Below are 20,728 nucleotides of genomic sequence, written 5' to 3'. Positions count from 1 at the left end.
AAATATTATGCTGAAAGCAAGCGTGGTTGCAGCAAGTCTGGCGGTGTTGTCCGCCGTACCGGTTTTTGCTGCCGGCGTATCATTTGCGCCGCCTGTGCAAAAAATCTTCACCAACTGGCAGGTGACGTGCAACAACCTGAACGACTGCGACGTGCGTAATATCGATGAAAACCTGCGGATCACGCTCTCGCGGCAGGCTGGGGCGACCGGCGTGACATCATTAACGATCGTGCCTTTTTCTCAGGAAGCCCACCCCACATTGTGGCTGGATGAAGACTCGGTGGAGGGGGTGAATTTAACGCCTTCGATTAATGACGACGACGCGATTGTCGCCACGGAAAATTTGCCCGCAATACAACATTTTTTACATCAGGCTAAAGATGCGCTGACGCTTTCCGTCGGTGACAATCCGCAACAGGGTAGCTCTCTGCGGGGATTAAACGCGGCGCTCCTGCTGGTGGATGAACGCCAGGGACGGATTGGCACTCAGGGCGCGTTGCTGCAGAGGGGGAGTAAACCGGCTTCCGACGTCCCGGCGAGGTTGAGTCAACCCGGACTGCCGCCCGCATTGACAAACGTGCCTGCGGTGAGTAACCCGCAAACGTTGGTCGAGGCCGTCATCAAAGCGCAGCATGCGCTGCTGGTGAGAGAGGCCTGCGACGTCAACGAGCAGGATACAGAGATGAATCAGGTTCAGCCGCTGGATGAACGCAATGCGCTGGTTATGATCAACTGCGGCATGGGCGCTTATCAGTCATCAAGCCTGGTGTTTATTACGCCGCGCGATAATCCGTCGGCGTCGCATCATCTGGTGCTGCCGTTGCCGCTGCCGGATGAAGACGGGCATCTGCAGCAGGTGGATTGGTTTACCAACGCCGACTTTGATCCTCAGACTGGAGACCTGTTTCATCTGGCGAAAGGTCGTGGGTTTGCCGACTGTGGTGAACGCGCTCAGTGGCGTTACGACGGTCAACAGTTCCGGTTAATGACCTATCACAGCCAGCCTGGATGTCATGGCGGTTGGCCTGGCGAATGGCCTTCTCTATGGGAAACGCCGGGATATGACGAAGATAATCGGCGCTAAAAGCAGGAAGGGCCGCCGTTGGCTTGGACAGACCGACGGCGGCATGGGAGGCGCAGGCGCGCGGATCCAAACTCAGCCTGCGGCCGACGAGTGTGTCGGCATGGGCACTCTAGCGTTGCTCGGTTTTTCCCGCGAGCGCCGCTGTAATGATATGGAAACCGTCGCGTAAAAAAATCAGCGACAGCGCTTACCTTTCAATTTTCTTGTGAGCATCATTCCGGTACTGAAGCCANCCGTCTTTGCCGAATGCCTTGGGTTGGTAGCACTGGTCGATGTCCGCACGCGACAGGCCGATATCTTTGAGGCGTTCGTCGCTCATCGTATACAGTAACGCGCGCGTTTTGTTGCGCAGACGTCGTTCCCGCCAACTCTCATAAACTCTAATAAATAGCGCGTGCAGCGTGGATATCTGTGAATGTTGATGATGTTGTGTCATCTTCAGTCTCTCCCCCTATGGTGTGGCACCATCATGAGAGCGTGGCCAAAAACAATACAGATTCAAAAATTGAGTTTGTTGACCATACAGAAGAGGATTGTATGACTCTGAATGGGAGTTTTTATGCCAATCTGTACTGGTTATTGCTTGGTAACGCCTCAGAGTAGGATACTTTCATGACTCGCTATCAGCATCTCGCCACCTTGCTGGCGCAGCGCATTCATCAAGGGCTGTATCGGCCGGGAGAACGTCTGCCCTCGGTCAGAGTTCTCTCGCAGGAGCACGGCGTCAGCATCAGTACGGTCCAGCAGGCCTACCACCGACTGGAAGAGCAGATGCTGATTTCTCCGCAGCCGCGCTCGGGTTACTTTGTCTCGGCGCGATATGCATCGCCGCCCGTTCCTGCGATTACGCGTCCGGCACAGCGCCCGGTGGAAATTACCCATTGGGACGCGGTGCGAGGGTTGCTGGATGTGCGGAAGGAAAGCGATGTCATGCAGCTGGGCAGCGGCATGCCGGATGTGACGTCGACCAGCCTCAAACCGTTATGGAAGATCATCAGCCGACAGGGCATGAAGCAGGACGCCTCGCTATTGCAGTACGGCAGTTTGCTTGGCGTGACGGCATTGCGGGAGCAAATTGCGCGTCTGGCGGTCGACGGCGGGTGCAGGCTGAGCGCCGATGAGATCGTCACGACTACAGGGTGTCAGGAAGCGCTGTTTCTGTGTCTTCGGGCGGTTTGTGAGCCGGGCGATATCATCGCTGTCGAATCCCCTACGTTTTACGGGATGATGCAGACGCTGCGGAGTTATGGGGTAAAGGTCATTGAAATTCCTACGGATTCCATCAATGGTCTCAGCCTGGAAGCGCTGGAATTAGCACTGGATCAGTGGCCGATCAAGGCCGTGTTTGTGGTGCCGAACTGTAATAATCCGCTAGGGTTTATTATGCCGGAGGCGCGAAAACGGGGATTGATGACGCTGGCGCAGCGTTTCGATATCGCCATCATCGAAGATGACGTCTACGGGGAGCTGGCTTATGAGTATCCGCGGCCGACGACTTTGAAGTCGTTGGATGACGATGGGCGCGTACTGTTGTGCAGCTCCTTTTCCAAAGTCATGGCGCCGGGCCTGAGGGTTGGCTGGGTCGCGCCGGGACGGTATTTTGATCGCGTGTTGCATATGAAATATGTGAACAGCGGCGGCGGCGTTATCCAGACGCAGGCGGCGGTCGCCGAGTTTATTCATCAGGGGCATTACCTGCCGCACCTGCGGCGAATGCGCACGCAGTATCAGCGCAATCAGTGTCGCTTCACCAGCTTCGTGCGCCACTATTTTCCCGAGGGGTTGTGCGTTAGCCGACCGCAGGGCGGGTTTTTGATGTGGATCGAACTGCCGGAAGCCTTCGATGGAATCCGTTTGAATCGCCGGCTGGCGGAGCGCGGTACGCAGGTCGCTGTCGGTTCTCTGTTCTCGGCCTCGGGCAAATATCGCAACTGCGTGCGTCTGAACTATGCGTTGCCCTGCACCGAAGAAACAGAAAGGGCGCTGAAGATGATTGGGGAAGAAATCGAGCGGGAGATGGTGCTTGCCTGTAAAGCCTGAACTTGAAGAGAGCGAAGACGAAGGACCGCGATGTCCGGCGTTCAAGACATCGCGGTGAGTTTACTCGTGATGCGATGTCACGCGCGTTCTTCCCAGATAGCCGTCCCAATCTTTCCACACGGGTTGCAGGCCAGCGCGGGTCATGGCGTCTGCCACCGCCTCCGGTCGTCGGGCATCATGGGGGGCGAACTGCTCCAGCTCCGAATGGTTGTCGGCATACCCTCCCGGCTGCGTCTTGGAGAACGCGCTGACGCTGTTGATGGCGATAGGCACCATATGGTCGCGAAAGAAAGGCGACTCGCGCGTGGACAGCGACAGCTCGACGTCCGGAGCCAGCAGCCGAAACGCGCAAATCGTCTGCATCAGTTGCGCTTCGTTCATCGGCGATGCCGGTTCAATACCGCCGGCACAAGGGCGCAAACGCGGAAACGAGAGAGAGAAGCGGTTTTGCCAGTGGCGTTGCTGTAGGTCGAGTAGGTGTTCCGCCAGCATATAGCCGTCCACGCGCCAGCTATCCGACAGGCCGATCAAAGCGCCGAGACCGATCTTGTCGATCCCCGCCGCGCCGAGACGATCCGGCGTACCCAGCCGCCAGGCGAAATCCTGTTTGCGTCCCCGCAGGTGGTGCCGCGCATAGGTCGGCGCGTGATAGGTTTCTTGATAGACCATGACGCCATCTAGTCCCAGCGCCTTTAGCTCGGCATACTCGTCCGTCGCCAGCGGCTGCACTTCCATCATCAACGCGCTGAAGTGGGGTCGGATCTGCGGCAAGACGCGCCGGAAGTAATCCATCCCCACCTTACCTTGATGCTCGCCGGCGACCAGCAGCAGCTGGTCGAACCCAAGCTGACGGATCGCGCGGCATTCCTGCTGGATTTCATCGTCATTCAGGATCTTGCGTTTGATCCGATTGCTCATGGAAAACCCGCAGTAGGTGCAGTCGTTGGCGCAGAGGTTGGACAAGTACAGCGGAACATAAAATCCCACCGTATTGCCGAAGCGCTGACGGGTCAGATGCTGCGCGCGCTGTGCCAGCGGTTCGAGGTAGCCCGCCGCGGCAGGGGAAATCAACGCCATAAAGTCGTCGCGATCGGGCCGAGCGGCGTTCAACGCTCGTTCGACATCGGCAGACGTTTTGCCGTTGATGCGAAAGCGGAGATCGTCCCAGTCGAGCGTCTGCCAGCGGCGATAAAATCCTTCGCTCATACGCCTGCTCCCGTTGGGTTGCGGTGTAGAAAACCGGTCAGAGGGCTGGTGGCGTTGGCGTGGGATTGGCGTGTTCCCAGTCCGGACTCCGCCGCCAGCGCGCCCGCCTCGACCGCCAGCCGAAAGGNGCGAGCCATACCGACGGGGTCACGGGCGACGGCCATTGCCGTATTGACCAGTACGGCATCGGCCCCCATCTCGATAGCCTCGGCGGCCTGGCTGGGCGCGCCGATCCCTGCGTCGACCACGACGGGCACCTGTGCTTGTTCGATGATGATTCGCAGGAAGTCGCGCGTTTGCAGGCCCTGATTAGAGCCAATCGGCGCACCCAGCGGCATGACCGCAGCACAGCCGACGGCTTCCAGTCGCTTGCNCAGCACCGGATCGGCGCCGCAGTAGGGCAGCACGATAAACCCTTCTTTCACCAGTTGCTCCGCCGCCTTCAGCGTTTCCACCGGGTCGGGCAGCAGGTATTTCATATCGGGATGAATTTCGAGCTTAATCCAGCGGGTTCCCAGCGCTTCCCGAGCCAGATGGGCGGCGAAGACCGCTTCCTCCGCCGTTTTGGCGCCTGAGGTATTCGGCAACAGCTGTACCCCCAGGCGCTGTAGCGGCGCCAGAAGAGCATCGCTGCCGCCGGAAAGGCTGACGCGTTTCATCGCCAACGTGACCAGTTGGGAGCCTGCCGCCTGTAACGCCGCGCTCATGATCGCTGCGCTGGCGAACTTACCGGTGCCTGCCAGCAGCCGGGATGTGAATGGGGTATCTGCAATGGTGAGCATTTATCCTCCTGCTATCGCCTGAAAAAGCAAAATGTCGTCCCCGTCCTGCACCTGACACGCGCGCCAGTCGGGACGAGGGACGACGATCTGGTTGATCGCCAGCGCGGTGCCCGGCTGCAGACGATCCAACCGTTGCAGCAGTTGTTCCACGCTGATCGGTTCGTCCAGCGTGATGGCTTCCTCGTTGATACGAATCTTCATACGGCGCTCCCACAGACCGGGCAGCTCGTGGCAGGGGTGAGGCGCAAGGTATTCCACTGCTGCTGGCGGGCATCNAACAGCCTGAGCTTGCCGTCCAGGGTCGAGGTCAGTCCGCACAGCAGTTTGATGGCCTCCAGCGCTTGCAGCGTACCCATGACTCCAACGACCGGCCCCAGCACGCCGGCGGTGCGGCAGTTGCGTACAGGTTCGGTCGCGTCAGGATAAAGGCAGGCGTAGCAGCCGTGAAGGTAGGGGGGCGTCAGCACCAGCAGCTGGCCGCCGAAGCCGACGGCGCTGGCGCTCACTAACGGCTTTTCGGCCCGTACGCAGGCGGCGTTGACAGCATGGCGCGTCGCCATGTTGTCGCTACAGTCCAGCACCAGATCGACACGGCTGACCGCTTTAGCCAGCGTCTCACCTTCTAGTCGTGTCTGTAACGTCTCGATCGCAATGTCCGGGTTCAGCGCCAACAGCTGGCGCCGGGCCAGCATCGCTTTGGGCTGCGCGATATCCTCAGTGCGATAGAGCACCTGGCGTTGCAGGTTGGAGAGATGCAGCGTGTCGTGATCCGCCAGCAGCAGCCTGCCGACGCCTGCCGCCGCCAGGTAGAGCGCACAGGGCGCGCCCAGACCGCCGAGACCGACCAATAACACCGTGGCGTCAGCCAGCCGCAGCTGACCCTCAGGGCCGATATCTTCCAGCAACAGCTGGCGGCTGTAGCGCATAAATTCCCGATCGTGCAGCATGTTACGCCTCCCGTTTTTCGATCAGGCGCAGCAAGGTCGCGGTCGCTTGTCGCCAGTCCGCCGCCTGAGTGATGGCGCTCACGACGGCGATGCTGCCGACGCCGGTGGCCAGCACCGACGGCACCCTTTCGATGCTGATGCCGCCAATAGCGACCGTGGGAAAACGACCCGCCAGTTCGCTGATGTGGCGCGCCAGTTCGGCCAGTCCCTGCGGCGCTGACGGCATCTCTTTGGTCTGGGTAGGGAAAATATGCCCCAGTGCGATATAGGAGGGCGCGATGGTCACCGCGCGCGCCAGCTCCTTATCGTCATGGGTTGAGACACCCAGGCGCAGTCCGGCGCGGCGGATGGCACTCAGATCGGCGGTATCCAGATCCTCCTGACCGAGATGGACGCCGTAGGCCTGGTGCTTGATGGCCAGTTGCCAGTCATCGTTAATAAACAGGCGGGCCTGATAGCGGCGGGCAAGGGCGATCGATTGAATCACCGCCGGCTCAACGTGATCGTTCGGCTGGTTTTTGATCCGCAGTTGCAGCGTCTTCACTCCCACTCGGAGCTGTCGTTCGATCCACTGCACGCTGTCCACGACAGGGTATAGCCCCAATCGTGATCCCACCGTTGGAAATGAAAGCAGGGGGGCGTTCATCAGGCATCCTCCTGTGGGACATACAGCTCGCTACCGCGAGAGCGGAACTCGGCCGACATCTGCGCCATGCCGACTTCAATCGGCTGCGCCTCCGCCTGCTGTTGCGCGGCATAGTCCCGAACCTCCTGAGAGATTTTCATGGAGCAAAATTTCGGGCCGCACATAGAGCAGAAGTGAGCTACCTTGCCGGATTCCTGCGGCAGCGTTTCATCGTGGTAGGCTCGCGCCGTCTCCGGGTCCAACGCCAGATTGAATTGGTCTTCCCAGCGAAATTCGAAGCGGGCTTTCGACATCGCGTTGTCGCGGATCTGCGCCCCCGGATGTCCTTTCGCCAGATCCGCTGCGTGCGCGGCGATCTTGTACGCGATCAGTCCCTGTTTCACATCCTCTTTGTTCGGCAGCCCAAGGTGCTCTTTCGGCGTCACATAACACAACATCGCGCAGCCGAACCAGCCGATCATGGCGGCGCCGATACCGGAGGTGAAGTGGTCATACCCCGGCGCGATATCCGTAGTCAGCGGGCCAAGGGTATAAAAAGGCGCTTCGTGGCAGTGCTCCAGCTCTTCGGTCATATTGCGGCGGATCATCTGCATCGGCACATGACCGGGGCCTTCAATCATGACCTGGACGTCGTACTCCCAGGCGATATGGGTCAGCTCGCCAAGGGTATGCAGCTCGGCGAACTGCGCCTCGTCGTTGGCGTCCTGAATCGATCCGGGCCGCAGGCCGTCGCCCAGCGAAAGGGCGATATCGTACGCGCTGCATATTTCACATATCTCGCGGAAGTGCTCGTACAGGAAGCTCTCTTGGTGATGCGACAGGCACCACTTTGCCATGATGGACCCGCCGCGCGAGACAATGCCAGTCAGGCGCTTGGCGGTCATTGGTACATAGCGCAATAGCACGCCGGCGTGGATGGTGAAGTAGTCAACGCCCTGTTCGGCCTGTTCCAACAGGGTGTCGCGGTACATCTCCCAGGTCAGGTTTTCCGCGACGCCATTGACCTTCTCCAGCGCCTGGTAAATCGGCACCGTACCGATAGGCACCGGGCTATTGCGCAGGATCCACTCGCGCGTTTCATGGATGTAGCGGCCGGTGGAGAGGTCCATTACGGTGTCGGCCCCCCAGCGGGTGGACCAAACCAGCTTTTCCACCTCTTCTTCGATAGAAGAGGTGACCGCGGAATTGCCGATATTGGCGTTCACTTTCACCAGGAAGTTGCGGCCGATAATCATCGGCTCGGATTCAGGATGGTTAATGTTGGCGGGGATAATCGCCCGTCCGGCGGCGACCTCCTGACGGACGAATTCGGGCGTGATGGTCAGCGGCAGATGGGCGCCAAAACTCTGGCCGGGATGTTGTTGGCGCAGCGTCGTGCTGTGAATGCGCTCGCGCCCCATGTTCTCGCGCAGGGCGATAAACTCCATCTCCGGCGTGATGATACCCAGGCGGGCGTAGTGNAACTGGGTGACGCGCTGGCCGGTTCTCGCTCGGCGCGGCTGAGGCAGATGTTCAAAACGCAAGTGGTCCAGACCGGCATCGGCCAGGCGCTGCTGGGTAAATCCGGAGCTGAGCTGAGATAATCGTTCGGTATCGCCGCGCTCTTCAATCCAGGCGGTTCTCAGGCAAGCCAGTCCACAGCGCACATCGGGGACGGCTTCGGGATCGCCATAAGGTCCGGCGGTGTCGTAGACCGGTATCGGCTCATTAGGTTCGTAGCGAGGCGTTTCCCGGCTTCCCCCGAGCAGCGTGGGACTGAGTTGGATTTCCCGCAGCGGGACGCGAATATCCGGCCGTGAGCCGGTCAGGTAAATTCGCCGTGATTGTGGAAAAGACGTTCCTCGCACCTCGTCGATAAAACGTTGGGCGGAGGCGCGTTGTTCGCGGCGTCCTGAAGGTTTTTTTTCTGTAGACATAGCAAATTCCTGTTTGGCTGGAAGGAAACATTGCTTGTCTGGAGTTCGGATGGAGTAATGGAGAAGTCTCTTTTCCCTGGGTGATAATGAATCTGTCTGGGAAAAGGATGATGTTTACTCTTGTTCCCTTCGCAGGTTTTAACCTGATCAGGTTCCGCGGATCCCGAATTAACGGTCTCAGCCCGCACGCGTTACCGCGACGCTGGGCACTCCGACAAGATAACGCCCGATGGGTTGGGCGAGGTCAATCGCCTACACTTTATGCTGGCAATGCGTCACTGTCAAAGGCGGGGACCGATGATGGATGGAGTCACCGCGCATGACTTTGACAGGGCATTAAGCGTTGGGACGATAGACGCTGCCTGTTACTGACAGTGGCCTTATTTTTCGCGAAATATGCGATAAATCATCCTTCTTGCGGGCACTGTCACCGAAATACATGATTGCGGATCGAAGGCGGCGAGGAGAGAGAGAACGACGGAACGAGTTTCTATGGCGTGGTATTGTGCTAACGCGTAGAGCGTCTGATTTATATGCATTAATGTTGTCTATATCTACACATCATAGCCATAGACTCGGTGACAGAGGGCGAAAGAAAAGATGGAAGTAACGTTAACAGGTGAAGAGCTTGGCTGGTGGGTTGTCAGCGAGAANAATCAGATTTGGCTGCCTCAAGGGAGATTACCGCAAGGGTCTTCCCGCCAATGGGGACTGAAAACGCGTCCGGCACGCCGAATTGGCGAGTGGCAGGGCGAGCCTGTCTGGCTAGTGCGCCAGACAATGGCCGAAGAGATGGGATCGCTGCGGCAGCTGCTGGACGTGGAGGGCGGGCTGTTTCAGTTGGCCGGCCGGGGAGTTCAACTGGCCGAGTTTTATCGCGCCCACCGTTTCTGCGGCTACTGTGGTCATGAGATGCACCATAGCAAAACCGAGCTGGCCTGCCTGTGCGGCCACTGCCGGGAGCGTTACTATCCGCAGATCGCGCCCTGCGTCATCGTGGCGATCCGCCGCGGCAGCGAAATTTTGCTGGCGCAGCATGTCCGTCACCGGGGCAATATGTACACCGCGCTGGCCGGGTTCGTCGAGCTGGGTGAAACGCTTGAACAGGCCGTAGCCCGAGAAGTCATGGAAGAGAGCAATATTCGCATTAAAAACCTCCAATATGTGAGTTCTCAGCCCTGGCCGTTCCCCCATTCTTTGATGATGGCCTATATTGCGGAGTATGCCGACGGCGAACTGCGTCACGATCCCTCCGAGCTCCGCGATGCTGCCTGGTTTCGTTACGACAAACTGCCAATCCTGCCGCCCGCGGGAACCGTGGCGCGCCGCTTGATAGAAGATACGGTGGTGATGTGTCGTGAGGCAGACGGCTAATCCGTCTGCGTCATGCGTGTAGCCTGAGAGGAATCAACCCGCTACACTGCCGCCTGAATTACCCAGACCCAGCGACCTGCGCGCCTGCCGTTCAGGCGCCAAAAGGAAAAGATCATGACCGACCTTAAAAACGATCGCTATTTACGCGCTCTGTTACGTCAGCCCGTTGACGTCACGCCTGTTTGGATGATGCGTCAGGCTGGNCGTTATCTGCCGGAATATAAAGCGACGCGCGCGGAGGCCGGAGATTTTATGTCGTTGTGCAAGAATGCCGAGCTGGCCTGCGAAGTGACGCTGCAGCCGCTGCGCCGCTATGCGCTGGATGCGGCCATTCTGTTCTCCGATATTCTGACGATCCCCGATGCGATGGGATTGGGACTCTATTTCGAAGCGGGNGAAGGCCCCCGTTTCAGTCAACCGCTGAGAAGCCATGCCGACGTTGCGGCACTGCCCATTCCCGACCCCGAACAGGAACTGGGCTATGTGATGAACGCCGTACGCACCATCCGCCGTAATCTGGCAGGCGAAGTACCGCTGATCGGTTTTTCCGGCAGCCCGTGGACGCTGGCGACCTATATGGTTGAAGGCGGCAGCAGCAAGGCGTTTACCGTGATCAAGAAAATGCTGTTCGCCGAACCCCGTACGCTGCATCTGTTGTTGGACAAGCTGGCGGACAGCGTCACGCTTTACCTGAACGCACAGATCAAAGCTGGCGCTCAGGCGGTCATGATTTTTGATACCTGGGGAGGCGCGCTGAGCGGGCGGGATTATCGCGAATTCTCGCTGCATTACATGCACAAGATCGTCGATGGCCTGCTGCGCGAGCATGAGGGCCGCCGTGTACCGGTGACGCTGTTCACGAAAGGCGGCGGGCAGTGGCTGGAAGCGATGGTGGAAACAGGCTGCGACGCGTTGGGTCTGGACTGGACAACGGATATCGCCGACGCCCGTCGTCGTGTAGGCGATAAGGTTGCGCTGCAGGGCAATATGGACCCGTCCATGCTTTATGCTCCCCCTGTGCGCATCGAACAGGAAGTCGCCGCCATTCTGGACGATTTTGGTCCGGGCAACGGCCACGTTTTTAACCTCGGTCACGGCATCCACCAGGATGTTCCGCCAGAACACGCCGGTGCGTTTGTTGACGCGGTACATCGCTTGTCCCGGCCTTATCACCAGGAGAAGGCATGATCGACACTCAGTCTCTTCGGGCTGAGCAGTTAATCAAGGCGGCTCAGGTCGTTCGTCATGACGCGTTCCCGTTCGATCAGCCGGCGTTTATTGCCGGTGCGGACGTCGGGTTTGAGCAGGAGGGCACGGTGACCCGGGCGGCAATTGCCGTATTGGCGTATCCTTCGCTGGCGCTGGTAGAGTACCAAATAGCGCGTATCCCGACGACGATGCCATACATTCCGGGGCTGCTCTCCTTCCGCGAGGCGCCCGCGCTGATGGCCGCGTGGGAAGCACTACGTCACCAGCCGGACCTGCTGTTTGTGGACGGTCACGGCATTTCCCATCCTCGTCGNCTGGGGGTTGCCAGCCATTTCGGGCTGATGGTTGACGTGCCCACCATCGGCGTCGCTAAACGACGTCTGTGTGGTCACTTTGCTCCGCTGGACGACGAGGTCGGCAGTCAGCAGCCGCTATTGGACAAAGGCGAACAGGTGGGTTGGGTATGGCGCAGTAAATTACGCTGCAATCCGCTGTTCGTTTCAACCGGGCATCGGGTCGGTTTGGAAACGGCGTTGTTGTGGGTGAAATGTTGCATGCGGGGCTACCGGTTGCCTGAGCCTACACGCTGGGCCGACGCGGCTGCGTCAAACCGGATCGCATTTCAGCGCTGGCAACATCAGCAAACACTATAGATAATCGCGCCAGCGTTTTTTAGGAATACAGGAATAGGGCCGCTGGCCGTTTTTGGCTACACTGCGGTCCGTCACGTTAGAGATAAAACATGTTACGTAACCCCATTCATTTGCGTCTGGAGAAACTGGAAAGCTGGCAGCATGTCACTTTCATGGCGAGCCTCTGTGAACGCATGTATCCGAACTATCATGAGTTCTGCCGCCAGACGGAATTTGGCGATGCGCAGGTCTACCGTCGTATCCTCGATCTGATTTGGGAAACACTGGTGGTCAAAGATGCTAAGGTTAACTTTGATCTTCAGTTGGAAAAGCTGGAGGATGCGGTTCCATCCGCTGACGACTATGATCTTTACGGGGTCTATCCAGCGATTGATGCCTGTATCGCTTTGGGGGAGTTAATTCACTCTCGCCTGAGTGGTGAAACGCTATCGCATGCTATCGTGATTAGTGAAACCTCCATTAGGACGGTAGCCATGCTTGAGATGNCTCAGGCTGGCAGAGAAATGACGGATGAGGAACTCAACGTCATCCCTGCCATTGAAGAGGAATGGGATCTCCAGTGGGAGATCTTCCGCCTGTTGGCGGCCTGTGAAGAGCGTGATATCGAGCTGATCAAAGGCCTTCGCGCGGACCTGCGCGAGGCGGGAAGCAGCAATATTGGGATAAATTTATATCAATAACCGGTAAAACGTGATTTAAGGTCTTAAATGGCCGCTCTAAGGGCTTCACACCGCACCCTGTCTGGTCTACATTTGGGGGGCGTAAAAAAAGTGGCTGTCGGTGCGTATATGCAGGAGAGTGCTTTAATGGCATTTCCGTCGCACTCGATGCTTAGCAAGCGATAAACACACTGTAAGGATAACTTATGAATAAGACTCAACTGATTGATGTAATTGCTGACAAGGCTGACCTTTCCAAGACCCAGGCTAAAGCTGCATTGGAAGCTACTCTGGCGGCAATTACTGAGTCTCTGAAAGAAGGTGATGCAGTACAATTAGTTGGTTTTGGTACTTTCAAAGTCAATCATCGTAATGAGCGCACTGGCCGCAACCCGCAGACGGGNAAAGAAATCAAAATCGCAGCTGCCAACGTGCCTGCATTTGTTTCCGGTAAAGCACTGAAAGACGCTGTAAAATAAGCGCATGCTAAGAAAAGGTTTGAACAGAGGGGCGATTTCGCCCCTTTTGCTTTTTCTTAAACGTACTGCGATTGGGAGCGTAGCCGCCCTGGCGGTTTCCTGCAGCTCCCACTCGCCTCCCTCCGCTTTGTATGCCGGGGGATATCTCTCTGACCGTGGCGTAGTGCGCGTGTGGCGCAAAGACGACCCGGCTCAGCAGCAGACGGCACTTATGACGGTCTTCAGTCCGTTCAATGGCCAAAGCACCCAAATTACCCGCTACCACTTCCAGCAGAACGCCGTACGTGAAATCACGCAAAGCAAGAGCGCGCCTGATAAAGAGGACGTGCGTATTCGTTTTGACTCAAAAGGCGCCGTCAGCTATATGCAGCGTCAGTTGACTGACCGCCGTGAGTTGCTTTCTGATGATGATATTGCGCTGTACCAGTTTGATGCGGTAAGACTCCTGGAAATGAGCGCTGCCATGCGTACGGGCAACGTTCACTTGTGGCAAGGGCAGTGGCAGGACGGGGTGGTCGTGACTTGCAGCGGTCAACGTATTCGTCCGGGTCTCGACAGCAGAGCCTCGCAACGGATAGCGCAGCGCCAGAAGCGATCTTCTGTCCCATTAAGTATTGCCTGGCTGGAGTCGCCGGAAGGGACGCAGCTTCTGCTGGTCGCCAATGAAGATTTCTGTCGTTGGGAACCCACGGCGGAATCATTGCAAAGCGACTAAACGCGGCGACGGTTGAAGTGAGCCTCCGCAAGAAGGCTCACCCATTATGCTAAGACATCAGGAGTGCGACTGTTCGCGGTCGATAGCCCGGTAACCGATGTCGGTACGACAGAAAGATCCTTCCCAACGAATACCTTTCGCGAGCGCATAGGCATTACGCTGAGCATCTTCTACGCTCGCGCCCAGTGCAGTCACGCACAGGACTCGTCCACCGTTGGTCACCACATCATGACCGTGCAGAGCGGTGCCGGCATGAAACACTTTGCCGTCTGCCGTTTCCGAGGTTCTCAGACCTGAAATGATGTCGCCTTTGCGATAATCAGCCGGATAACCCCCAGCGGCCAGAACCACGCCCAAAGAAGGACGGTCATCCCACTCGGAACGCTGCTCATCCAGCTTGCCGTCACAGGCCGCCAGGCAAAGCGCGACCAGATCGGAGCGCATACGTAGCATAATCGGCTGCGTTTCCGGATCGCCGAAGCGGCAGTTAAATTCGATGACCTTAGGTTGACCGTCGGCGGAGATCATCAGTCCCGCGTAAAGGAAGCCGGTGTAGACGTTCCCTTCCGCGGCCATGCCCTTAACGGTCGGCCAGATAATCTGGTCCATCACGCGTTGGTGGATCTCGTCGGTCACCACTGGTGCAGGAGAGTAGGCGCCCATGCCGCCGGTGTTGGGGCCGGAGTCGCCATTACCTACGCGCTTATGATCCTGGCTGGTTGCCATCGGCAGCACATGCTCGCCGTCGACCATGACGATAAAGCTGGCTTCTTCCCCATCCAAAAACTCCTCGACGACAACACGGTGTCCCGCATCGCCAAATGCGTTGCCTGCCAGCATATCCGTCACGGCATTTTCGGCTTCTTCCAGCGTCATGGCGACAATGACGCCTTTACCGGCGGCAAGGCCATCAGCCTTGATGACGATAGGAGCGCCTCTCTTGCGGATATAAGCAAGCGCTGGCTCAATGTCGGTAAAGTTCTGGTATTCCGCCGTAGGTATGTGATGCCGCGCCAAGAAGTCTTTAGTGAAGGCTTTAGAGCCTTCGAGCTGCGCAGCCGCCTGAGTCGGGCCGAAAATGGGCAACTGCGCCGCACGGAATGCATCTACGATACCGATGACCAGCGGCGCTTCCGGTCCGACGATAGTCAGACCGACATCATTTTTCTTCGCGAAGTCAAGGAGCGCCGGAATATCTGTTGCGGCGATGTCGACATTCTCCAGCGACGGTTCCAACGCGGTGCCCGCATTGCCGGGCGCGACGAACACTTTATCCGCCCGGGGAGATTGCGCTGCTTTCCAGGCCAGCGCATGTTCGCGCCCACCGTTGCCGATAATTAAAATATTCATGGTGAGTCTCGCTCCGGATTAATGGCGGAAATGACGCATGTCGGTAAATAGCATAGCAATGCCGTGTTCATTGGCGGCGGCGATCACTTCGTCGTCGCGGATGGAACCGCCCGGCTGAATGACGCAGGTAATGCCCACGGCGGCAGCGGCATCAATGCCGTCACGGAACGGGAAGAAGGCATCGGACGCCATGACGGAGCCTTCGACTACCAATCCTTCATCCTCGGCTTTGATACCGGCGATCTTGGCGGAATACACGCGGCTCATCTGCCCTGCGCCTATGCCGATGGTCATGTTATCGCGGGCATAGACGATAGCGTTGGATTTGACGAATTTCGCCACCTTCCAGCAGAACAGCGCATCCCGTAGCTCCGCTTCGGTGGGTTGACGTTCCGTAACCACCCGCAGCTGTGAAGCGTCGACCATACCGAGGNCGCGGTCCTGTACCAGCAAACCGCCGTTGACGCGCTTGAAGTCAAGGCTGGGAATATGTTGCTGCCATTGTCCGCAGGTGAGCACTCGGACATTCTGTTTGGCGGCGGTAACCCGCAGCGCAGCGTCGCTGACCGACGGTGCGATAATCACTTCGACGAACTGACGGCTAACGATGGCCTGCGCCGTGGCTTCGTCTAACTCGCGGTTAAATGCGATGATGCCGCCGAATGCTGATGTCGGGTCGGTTTTGTAGGCGCGTTCATAGGCGTCGAGAATCGAGTCGCCAATAGCCACGCCGCAAGGGTTGGCATGTTTCAGAATGACGCAGGCAGGTTCGGCGAACTCTTTCACACACTCCAATGCCGCGTCGGTATCGGCGATGTTGTTGTAGGACAGCGCTTTGCCTTGCCATTGGGTTGCGGTAGCGACTGATGCTTCCTTCACTTCTTCCTCTATATAGAAAGCGGCCTGTTGATGGCCGTTCTCGCCATAGCGCATATCCTGCTTTTTAATGAAGTTCAGGTTGAGCGTGCGGGGGAAGTGGCCAGCGGGGCGAGAAGTGTCCCCGTGGTAGGCAGGAACCAGGGTGCCGAAGTAGTTGGCGATCATGCTGTCGTACGCGGCCGTATGTTCAAACGCTTTGATGGCGAGATCGAAACGGGTTTCGTCGGTCAGCGATCCCTCGTGTGAATCCAGCTCGTCAATGATAGAGGAGTAATCTCCGCTTTTAACCACAATGGCGACATCGTTATGATTCTTGGCGGCTGAGCGCACCATGGTAGGGCCGCCGATATCGATGTTTTCAATGGCGTCGGCCAGCGTGCAGTGCTCTTTTGCGACCGTTTGGGCGAATGGGTAAAGATTAACAACGACCATATCTATGGGCTGAATATCATGTTGCGCCATGACAGCGTCGTCCTGACCCCGGCGGCCGAGTATTCCGCCATGCACTTTGGGATGCAGCGTTTTGACTCGGCCGTCCATCATCTCCGGAAATCCGGTGTAATCCGATACTTCCGTTACGGGCAAACCGGCGTCGGCCAGCAGCCGCGCGGTGCCGCCCGTAGAGAGTAGCTCCACGCCGCGTTCAGACAGCGCTTGCGCAAATTCAACGATACCGGCTTTGTCAGACACGCTGAGCAAAGCACGACGGAGAGGACGATGTTGTTGCATGATGATGTGATCCCTTGGCTAGGTTCGTATTCAGAGAGCGTTATGTGAATATTGCTGATTAAAAGCGTAAGTCAGGGCTTTGAGATGAATATTCAGCTAATGCCCCCGCAACCGGGGTCCGGTTTTCAGGGAGGAAATTGTAGCGAAAACGTTTGCGTGATGCTTGCCAAATTTCAGCCTTTGCTTCATCTGTGGATAATTCTGTGCAAAAAAAGGTATAAGGCGGGCTTTTGCTGTGGAATGCAGCAAACGGAAAAGTTTGTGATAAATACTGGTTGCGGGCTGAGAGGAAGTCCCTATAATGCGCTCTCACTGACACGGCGCAGCGGACAACGCGACGCGGTGACAGTCGGAGAAAAACGAAGAAAGTCGTTGACTCTGAATGAGGTAAGCGTAGTATACGCGGCCTCACGTTAGTCGCCACGGCGGCAACGAAACGCTCTTTAACAATTTAATCAGACAATCTGTGTGGGCACTCACAAGACACTATCGCAACTAGATACGAAAAAGTCTTGAAGAGTGAACAACAGTTAATTCATTACGAATGAACAGTAAATTCTTTGAGCATCGCTATTAACTTAGCAAATCAAGCTTTTAATTGAAGAGTTTGATNATGGCTCAGATTGAACGCTGGCGGCAGGNCTAACANATGCAAGNCGAGCNGCAGCGGAAGGAAGCTTGCTTCCTTGCCGGCGAGCGGCGGACGGGTGAGTAATGTCTGGGGATCTGCCCGATGGAGGGGGATAACTACTGGAAACGGTAGCTAATACCGCATAACGTCGCAAGACCAAAGTGGGGGACCTTCAGGCCTCACACCATCGGATGAACCCAGATGGGATTAGCTAGTAGGCGGGGTAAAGGCCCACCTAGGCGACGATCTCTAGCTGGTCTGAGAGGATGACCAGCCACACTGGAACTGAGACACGGTCCAGACTCCTACGGGAGGCAGCAGTGGGGAATATTGCACAATGGGGGAAACCCTGATGCAGCCATGCCGCGTGTATGAAGAAGGCCTTCGGGTTGTAAAGTACTTTCAGCGGGGAGGAAGGCAGCGAACTTAATACGTTCGCTGATTGACGTTACCCGCAGAAGAAGCACCGGCTAACTCCGTGCCAGCAGCCGCGGTAATACGGAGGGTGCAAGCGTTAATCGGAATGACTGGGCGTAAAGCGCACGCAGGCGGTTTGTTAAGTCAGATGTGAAATCCCCGAGCTTAACTTGGGAACTGCATTTGAAACTGGCAGGCTAGAGTCTTGTAGAGGGGGGTAGAATTCCAGGTGTAGCGGTGAAATGCGTAGAGATCTGGAGGAATACCGGTGGCGAAGGCGGCNCCCTGGACAAAGACTGACGCTCAGGTGCGAAAGCGTGGGGAGCAAACAGGATTAGATACCCTGGTAGTCCACGCTGTAAACGATGTCGACTTGGAGGTTGCGGTCTTGAACTGTGGCTTCCGGAGCTAACGCGTTAAGTCGACCGCCTGGGGAGTACGGCCGCAAGGTTAAAACTCAAATGAATTGACGGGGGCCCGCACAAGCGGTGGAGCATGTGGTTTAATTCGATGCAACGCGAAGAACCTTACCTACTCTTGACATCCAGAGAACTTGGCAGAGATGCCTTGGTGCCTTCGGGAGCTCTGAGACAGGTGCTGCATGGCTGTCGTCAGCTCGTGTTGTGAAATGTTGGGTTAAGTCCCGCAACGAGCGCAACCCTTATCCTTTGTTGCCAGCGATTCGGGCGGGAACTCAAAGGAGACTGCCGGTGATAAACCGGAGGAAGGTGGGGATGACGTCAAGTCATCATGGCCCTTACGAGTAGGGCTACACACGTGCTACAATGGCGCATACAAAGAGAAGCGAACTTGCGAGAGTGAGCGGACCTCATAAAGTGCGTCGTAGTCCGGATTGGAGTCTGCAACTCGACTCCATGAAGTCGGAATCGCTAGTAATCGTAGATCAGAATGCTACGGTGAATNCGTTCCCGNGCCTTGTACACACCGCCCGTCACACCATGGGAGTGGGTTGCAAAAGAAGTANGTAGNTTANCCTTCGGGAGGGNGCTTACCACTTTGTGATTCATGACTGGGGTGAAGTCGTAACAAGGTAACCGTAGGGGAACCTGCGGTTGGATCACCTCCTTACCAAAGTGAAGTGCTAGTGAAGTGCTCACACAGATTGTCTGATGAAAAAGCAAGAGCAAAAGCGCACCTGTTGATGATGAGTCTCTGACTCATGCTGATGCGGAACGATTGAGCCGGAAGGCTGAGTCGGATTTCGTGTCCCCATCGTCTAGAGGCCTAGGACACCGCCCTTTCACGGCGGTAACAGGGGTTCGAATCCCCTTGGGGACGCCATACCGATAATGAGTGAAAGGCATTATCACCTGAATATCTTAAAGATGACTTTAACGAGTCGTGTTTAAGATATTNCTCTTTAACAATCTGGAACAAGCTGAAATTTGAAACGATACAGCTGAACATATCTCTCCGTGCAGTACTGAGATGTGATTTAGTTGTATCAGAGTCTCTCAAATAATCGCAGCGCGAAGTGTTTTACGAAACACCTTCGGGTTGTGAGGTTAAGTGACTAAGCGTACACGGTGGATGCCTAGGCAGTCAGAGGCGATGAAGGGCGTGCTAATCTGCGAAAAGCGTCGGCAAGGTGATATGAACCATTATACCCGACGATACCCGAATGGGGAAACCCAGTGCAATCCGTTGCACTATCGCAACATGAATACATAGTGTTGCGAGGCGAACCGGGGGAACTGAAACATCTCAGTACCCCGAGGAAAAGAAATCAACCGAGATTCCCCTAGTAGCGGCGAGCGAACGGGGAGGAGNCCAGAACCTGAATCAGTTTGTGTCTTAGTGGAAGCGTCTGGAAAGTCGCACGACAGAGGGTGATAGTCCCGTACACGAAGAGGCATGGATTGTGAGTTCGATGAGTAGGGCGGGACACGTGTTATCCTGTCTGAATATGGGGGGACCATCCTCCAAGGCTAAATACTCCTGACTGACCGATAGTGAACCAGTACCGTGAGGGAAAGGCGAAAAGAACCCCGGCGAGGGGAGTGAAATAGAACCTGAAACCGTGTACGTACAAGCAGTGGGAGCCTTGATTAATCAGGGTGACTGCGTACCTTTTGTATAATGGGTCAGCGACTTATATTCTGTAGCAAGGTTAACCGAATAGGGGAGCCGCAGGGAAACCGAGTCTTAACTGGGCGTTAAGTTGCAGGGTATAGACCCGAAACCCGGTGATCTAGCCATGGGCAGGTTGAAGGTTGGGTAACACTAACTGGAGGACCGAACCGACTAATGTTGAAAAATTAGCGGATGACTTGTGGCTGGGGNTGAAAGGCCAATCAAACCGGGAGATAGCTGGTTCTCCCCGAAAGCTATTTAGGTAGCGCCTCGTGAACTCATCTTCGGGGGTAGAGCACTGTTTCGACTAGGGGGCCATCCCGGCTTACCAACTCGATGCAAACTGCGAATACCGAAGAATGTTATCACGGGAGACACACGGCGGGTGCTAACGTCCGTCGTGAAGAGGGAAACAACCCAGACCGCCAGCTAAGGTCCCAAAGTCATGGTTAAGTGGGAAACGATGTGGGAAGGCCCAGACAGCCAGGATGTTGGCTTAGAAGCAGCCATCATTTAAAGAAAGCGTAATAGCTCACTGGTCGAGTCGGCCCGCGCGGAAGATGTAACGGGGCTAAACCATGCACCGAAGCTGCGGCAGCGACACTCAGGTGTTGTTGGGTAGGGGAGCGTTCTGTAAGCCTGCGAAGGTGACCTGTGAGGGTTGCTGGAGGTATCAGAAGTGCGAATGCTGACATAAGTAACGATAATGCGGGTGAAAACCCCGCACGCCGGAAGACCAAGGGTTCCTGTCCAACGTTAATCGGGGCAGGGNGAGTCGACCCCTAAGGCGAGGCCGAAAGGCGTAGTCGATGGGAAACAGGTTAATATTCCTGTACTTGGTGTTACTGCGAAGGGGGGACGGAGAAGGCTAGGTTATCCGGGCGACGGTTGTACCGGTTTAAGCGTGTAGGTGGATGT

At 56.7% G+C, this 20,728-nt stretch carries 18 protein-coding genes, 1 tRNA gene, 2 rRNA genes and 1 riboswitch; of the genes, 12 read left to right on the top strand and 9 right to left on the bottom strand.

The window, feature by feature from the left end; all coding sequences use genetic code 11:
• Positions 1 to 7: 7 nt before the first annotated feature.
• Positions 8 to 1,084, top strand: coding sequence for a DUF1176 domain-containing protein (locus RZ35_RS15910; RefSeq protein WP_026744195.1), 1,077 nt, complete (start codon positions 8 to 10; stop codon positions 1,082 to 1,084).
• Positions 1,062 to 1,253: a hypothetical protein gene (locus tag RZ35_RS18025; RefSeq protein ID WP_139171533.1), complete on the top strand. Its 192-nt coding sequence runs from the start codon at positions 1,062 to 1,064 to the stop codon at positions 1,251 to 1,253. The genes RZ35_RS15910 and RZ35_RS18025 overlap by 23 nt, the downstream gene beginning before the upstream one ends.
• 18 nt (positions 1,254 to 1,271) lie before the next feature.
• On the opposite strand, the gene RZ35_RS15905 is transcribed toward RZ35_RS18025, so the two are convergent.
• Positions 1,272 to 1,520, bottom strand: a complete 249-nt coding sequence (locus tag RZ35_RS15905) for a DUF1127 domain-containing protein (protein WP_036153673.1) — start codon at positions 1,518 to 1,520, stop codon at positions 1,272 to 1,274.
• A 176-nt stretch (positions 1,521 to 1,696) separates the two neighbouring features.
• On the opposite strand from RZ35_RS15905, the gene RZ35_RS15900 reads away from it, so the two are divergent.
• Positions 1,697 to 3,124, top strand: a complete 1,428-nt coding sequence (locus RZ35_RS15900; protein WP_026744194.1) for an aminotransferase-like domain-containing protein — start codon at positions 1,697 to 1,699, stop codon at positions 3,122 to 3,124.
• A 60-nt stretch (positions 3,125 to 3,184) separates the two neighbouring features.
• Here the strand turns inward: RZ35_RS15900 and thiH are convergent, their stop codons facing one another.
• The 6 genes from thiH to thiC all read right to left on the bottom strand — a co-directional run bounded on the left by thiH (position 3,185) and on the right by thiC (position 8,621).
• Positions 3,185 to 4,330 carry a 2-iminoacetate synthase ThiH gene (gene thiH, locus RZ35_RS15895; protein ID WP_026744193.1) on the bottom strand — a complete coding sequence of 382 codons (1,146 nt, stop codon included), beginning with the start codon at positions 4,328 to 4,330 and terminating at the stop codon, positions 3,185 to 3,187.
• Positions 4,327 to 5,112, bottom strand: a complete 786-nt coding sequence (locus RZ35_RS15890; RefSeq protein ID WP_026744192.1) for a thiazole synthase — start codon at positions 5,110 to 5,112, stop codon at positions 4,327 to 4,329. The genes thiH and RZ35_RS15890 overlap by 4 nt, the downstream gene beginning before the upstream one ends.
• On the bottom strand, positions 5,113 to 5,313 hold the full coding sequence (thiS, locus tag RZ35_RS15885) for a sulfur carrier protein ThiS (protein ID WP_026740914.1): 201 nt from the start codon (positions 5,311 to 5,313) through the stop codon (positions 5,113 to 5,115).
• Positions 5,310 to 6,059, bottom strand: coding sequence for a HesA/MoeB/ThiF family protein (locus RZ35_RS15880; protein WP_026744191.1), 750 nt, complete (start codon positions 6,057 to 6,059; stop codon positions 5,310 to 5,312). Before RZ35_RS15880 ends, thiS begins: the two co-directional genes overlap by 4 nt.
• A gap of 1 nt (position 6,060) precedes the next feature.
• A complete protein-coding gene (gene thiE / locus RZ35_RS15875) occupies positions 6,061 to 6,705 on the bottom strand; it encodes a thiamine phosphate synthase (protein WP_051625601.1) in 645 nt (214 codons plus the stop codon).
• Entirely contained in the window at positions 6,705 to 8,621 is a 1,917-nt protein-coding gene (gene thiC, locus RZ35_RS15870; RefSeq protein ID WP_026744189.1) for a phosphomethylpyrimidine synthase ThiC, read from the bottom strand. The genes thiE and thiC overlap by 1 nt, the downstream gene beginning before the upstream one ends.
• Positions 8,622 to 8,728: 107 nt before the next feature.
• A riboswitch (TPP riboswitch) is annotated at positions 8,729 to 8,845 on the bottom strand.
• A 376-nt stretch (positions 8,846 to 9,221) separates the two neighbouring features.
• Here thiC and nudC point away from each other — a divergent pair.
• The 6 genes from nudC (at position 9,222) to RZ35_RS15840 (ending at position 13,710) form a co-directional block, all read left to right on the top strand.
• Positions 9,222 to 9,995, top strand: coding sequence for an NAD(+) diphosphatase (nudC, locus tag RZ35_RS15865; RefSeq protein ID WP_026744188.1), 774 nt, complete (start codon positions 9,222 to 9,224; stop codon positions 9,993 to 9,995).
• 114 nt (positions 9,996 to 10,109) lie between these two features.
• Positions 10,110 to 11,183: a uroporphyrinogen decarboxylase gene (gene hemE / locus RZ35_RS15860; RefSeq protein ID WP_026744187.1), complete on the top strand. Its 1,074-nt coding sequence runs from the start codon at positions 10,110 to 10,112 to the stop codon at positions 11,181 to 11,183.
• Positions 11,180 to 11,857, top strand: a complete 678-nt coding sequence (nfi, locus tag RZ35_RS15855; RefSeq protein WP_026744186.1) for a deoxyribonuclease V — start codon at positions 11,180 to 11,182, stop codon at positions 11,855 to 11,857. Before hemE ends, nfi begins: the two co-directional genes overlap by 4 nt.
• An 89-nt stretch (positions 11,858 to 11,946) precedes the next feature.
• Positions 11,947 to 12,537 carry a YjaG family protein gene (locus RZ35_RS15850; protein WP_026744185.1) on the top strand — a complete coding sequence of 197 codons (591 nt, stop codon included), beginning with the start codon at positions 11,947 to 11,949 and terminating at the stop codon, positions 12,535 to 12,537.
• 185 nt (positions 12,538 to 12,722) lie between these two features.
• Positions 12,723 to 12,995 carry a nucleoid-associated protein HU-alpha gene (gene hupA / locus RZ35_RS15845; protein WP_012882985.1) on the top strand — a complete coding sequence of 91 codons (273 nt, stop codon included), beginning with the start codon at positions 12,723 to 12,725 and terminating at the stop codon, positions 12,993 to 12,995.
• 46 nt (positions 12,996 to 13,041) lie between these two features.
• Entirely contained in the window at positions 13,042 to 13,710 is a 669-nt protein-coding gene (locus RZ35_RS15840; RefSeq protein ID WP_327062235.1) for a DUF1481 domain-containing protein, read from the top strand.
• Between the two features lie 57 nt (positions 13,711 to 13,767).
• On the opposite strand, the gene purD is transcribed toward RZ35_RS15840, so the two are convergent.
• Both purD and purH read right to left on the bottom strand, forming a co-directional pair.
• Positions 13,768 to 15,060: a phosphoribosylamine--glycine ligase gene (purD, locus tag RZ35_RS15835; protein WP_026744183.1), complete on the bottom strand. Its 1,293-nt coding sequence runs from the start codon at positions 15,058 to 15,060 to the stop codon at positions 13,768 to 13,770.
• 18 nt (positions 15,061 to 15,078) lie between these two features.
• Entirely contained in the window at positions 15,079 to 16,668 is a 1,590-nt protein-coding gene (gene purH / locus RZ35_RS15830; RefSeq protein WP_026744182.1) for a bifunctional phosphoribosylaminoimidazolecarboxamide formyltransferase/IMP cyclohydrolase, read from the bottom strand.
• Positions 16,669 to 17,263: 595 nt separating this feature from the next.
• Here purH and RZ35_RS15825 point away from each other — a divergent pair.
• From RZ35_RS15825 to RZ35_RS15815, 3 genes are all read left to right on the top strand, one after another.
• Positions 17,264 to 18,805 (top strand): 16S ribosomal RNA (locus tag RZ35_RS15825).
• Between the two features lie 137 nt (positions 18,806 to 18,942).
• Positions 18,943 to 19,018 (top strand) — tRNA-Glu (locus RZ35_RS15820).
• A gap of 222 nt (positions 19,019 to 19,240) precedes the next feature.
• A 23S ribosomal RNA gene (locus tag RZ35_RS15815) occupies positions 19,241 to 20,728 on the top strand; the annotation flags it as partial.

It is taken from the genome of Lonsdalea quercina subsp. quercina (assembly GCF_000688655.1).
Lineage (GTDB): Bacteria > Pseudomonadota > Gammaproteobacteria > Enterobacterales > Enterobacteriaceae > Lonsdalea > Lonsdalea quercina.
Note: the sequence above shows the minus strand (reverse complement) of the source record. Positions and strands in the feature narration are given on the sequence as shown.

Coding starts and splice junctions, on each gene's coding strand:
- thiH (WP_026744193.1), bottom strand. CDS start 4,330: ATGAGCGAAGGATTTTATCGCCGCTGGCAGACGCTCGACTGGGACGAT.
- purD (WP_026744183.1), bottom strand. CDS start 15,060: ATGAATATTTTAATTATCGGCAACGGTGGGCGCGAACATGCGCTGGCC.
- RZ35_RS18025 (WP_139171533.1), top strand. CDS start 1,062: ATGACGAAGATAATCGGCGCTAAAAGCAGGAAGGGCCGCCGTTGGCTT.
- thiE (WP_051625601.1), bottom strand. CDS start 6,705: ATGAACGCCCCCCTGCTTTCATTTCCAACGGTGGGATCACGATTGGGG.
- RZ35_RS15910 (WP_026744195.1), top strand. CDS start 8: ATGCTGAAAGCAAGCGTGGTTGCAGCAAGTCTGGCGGTGTTGTCCGCC.
- RZ35_RS15900 (WP_026744194.1), top strand. CDS start 1,697: ATGACTCGCTATCAGCATCTCGCCACCTTGCTGGCGCAGCGCATTCAT.
- thiS (WP_026740914.1), bottom strand. CDS start 5,313: ATGAAGATTCGTATCAACGAGGAAGCCATCACGCTGGACGAACCGATC.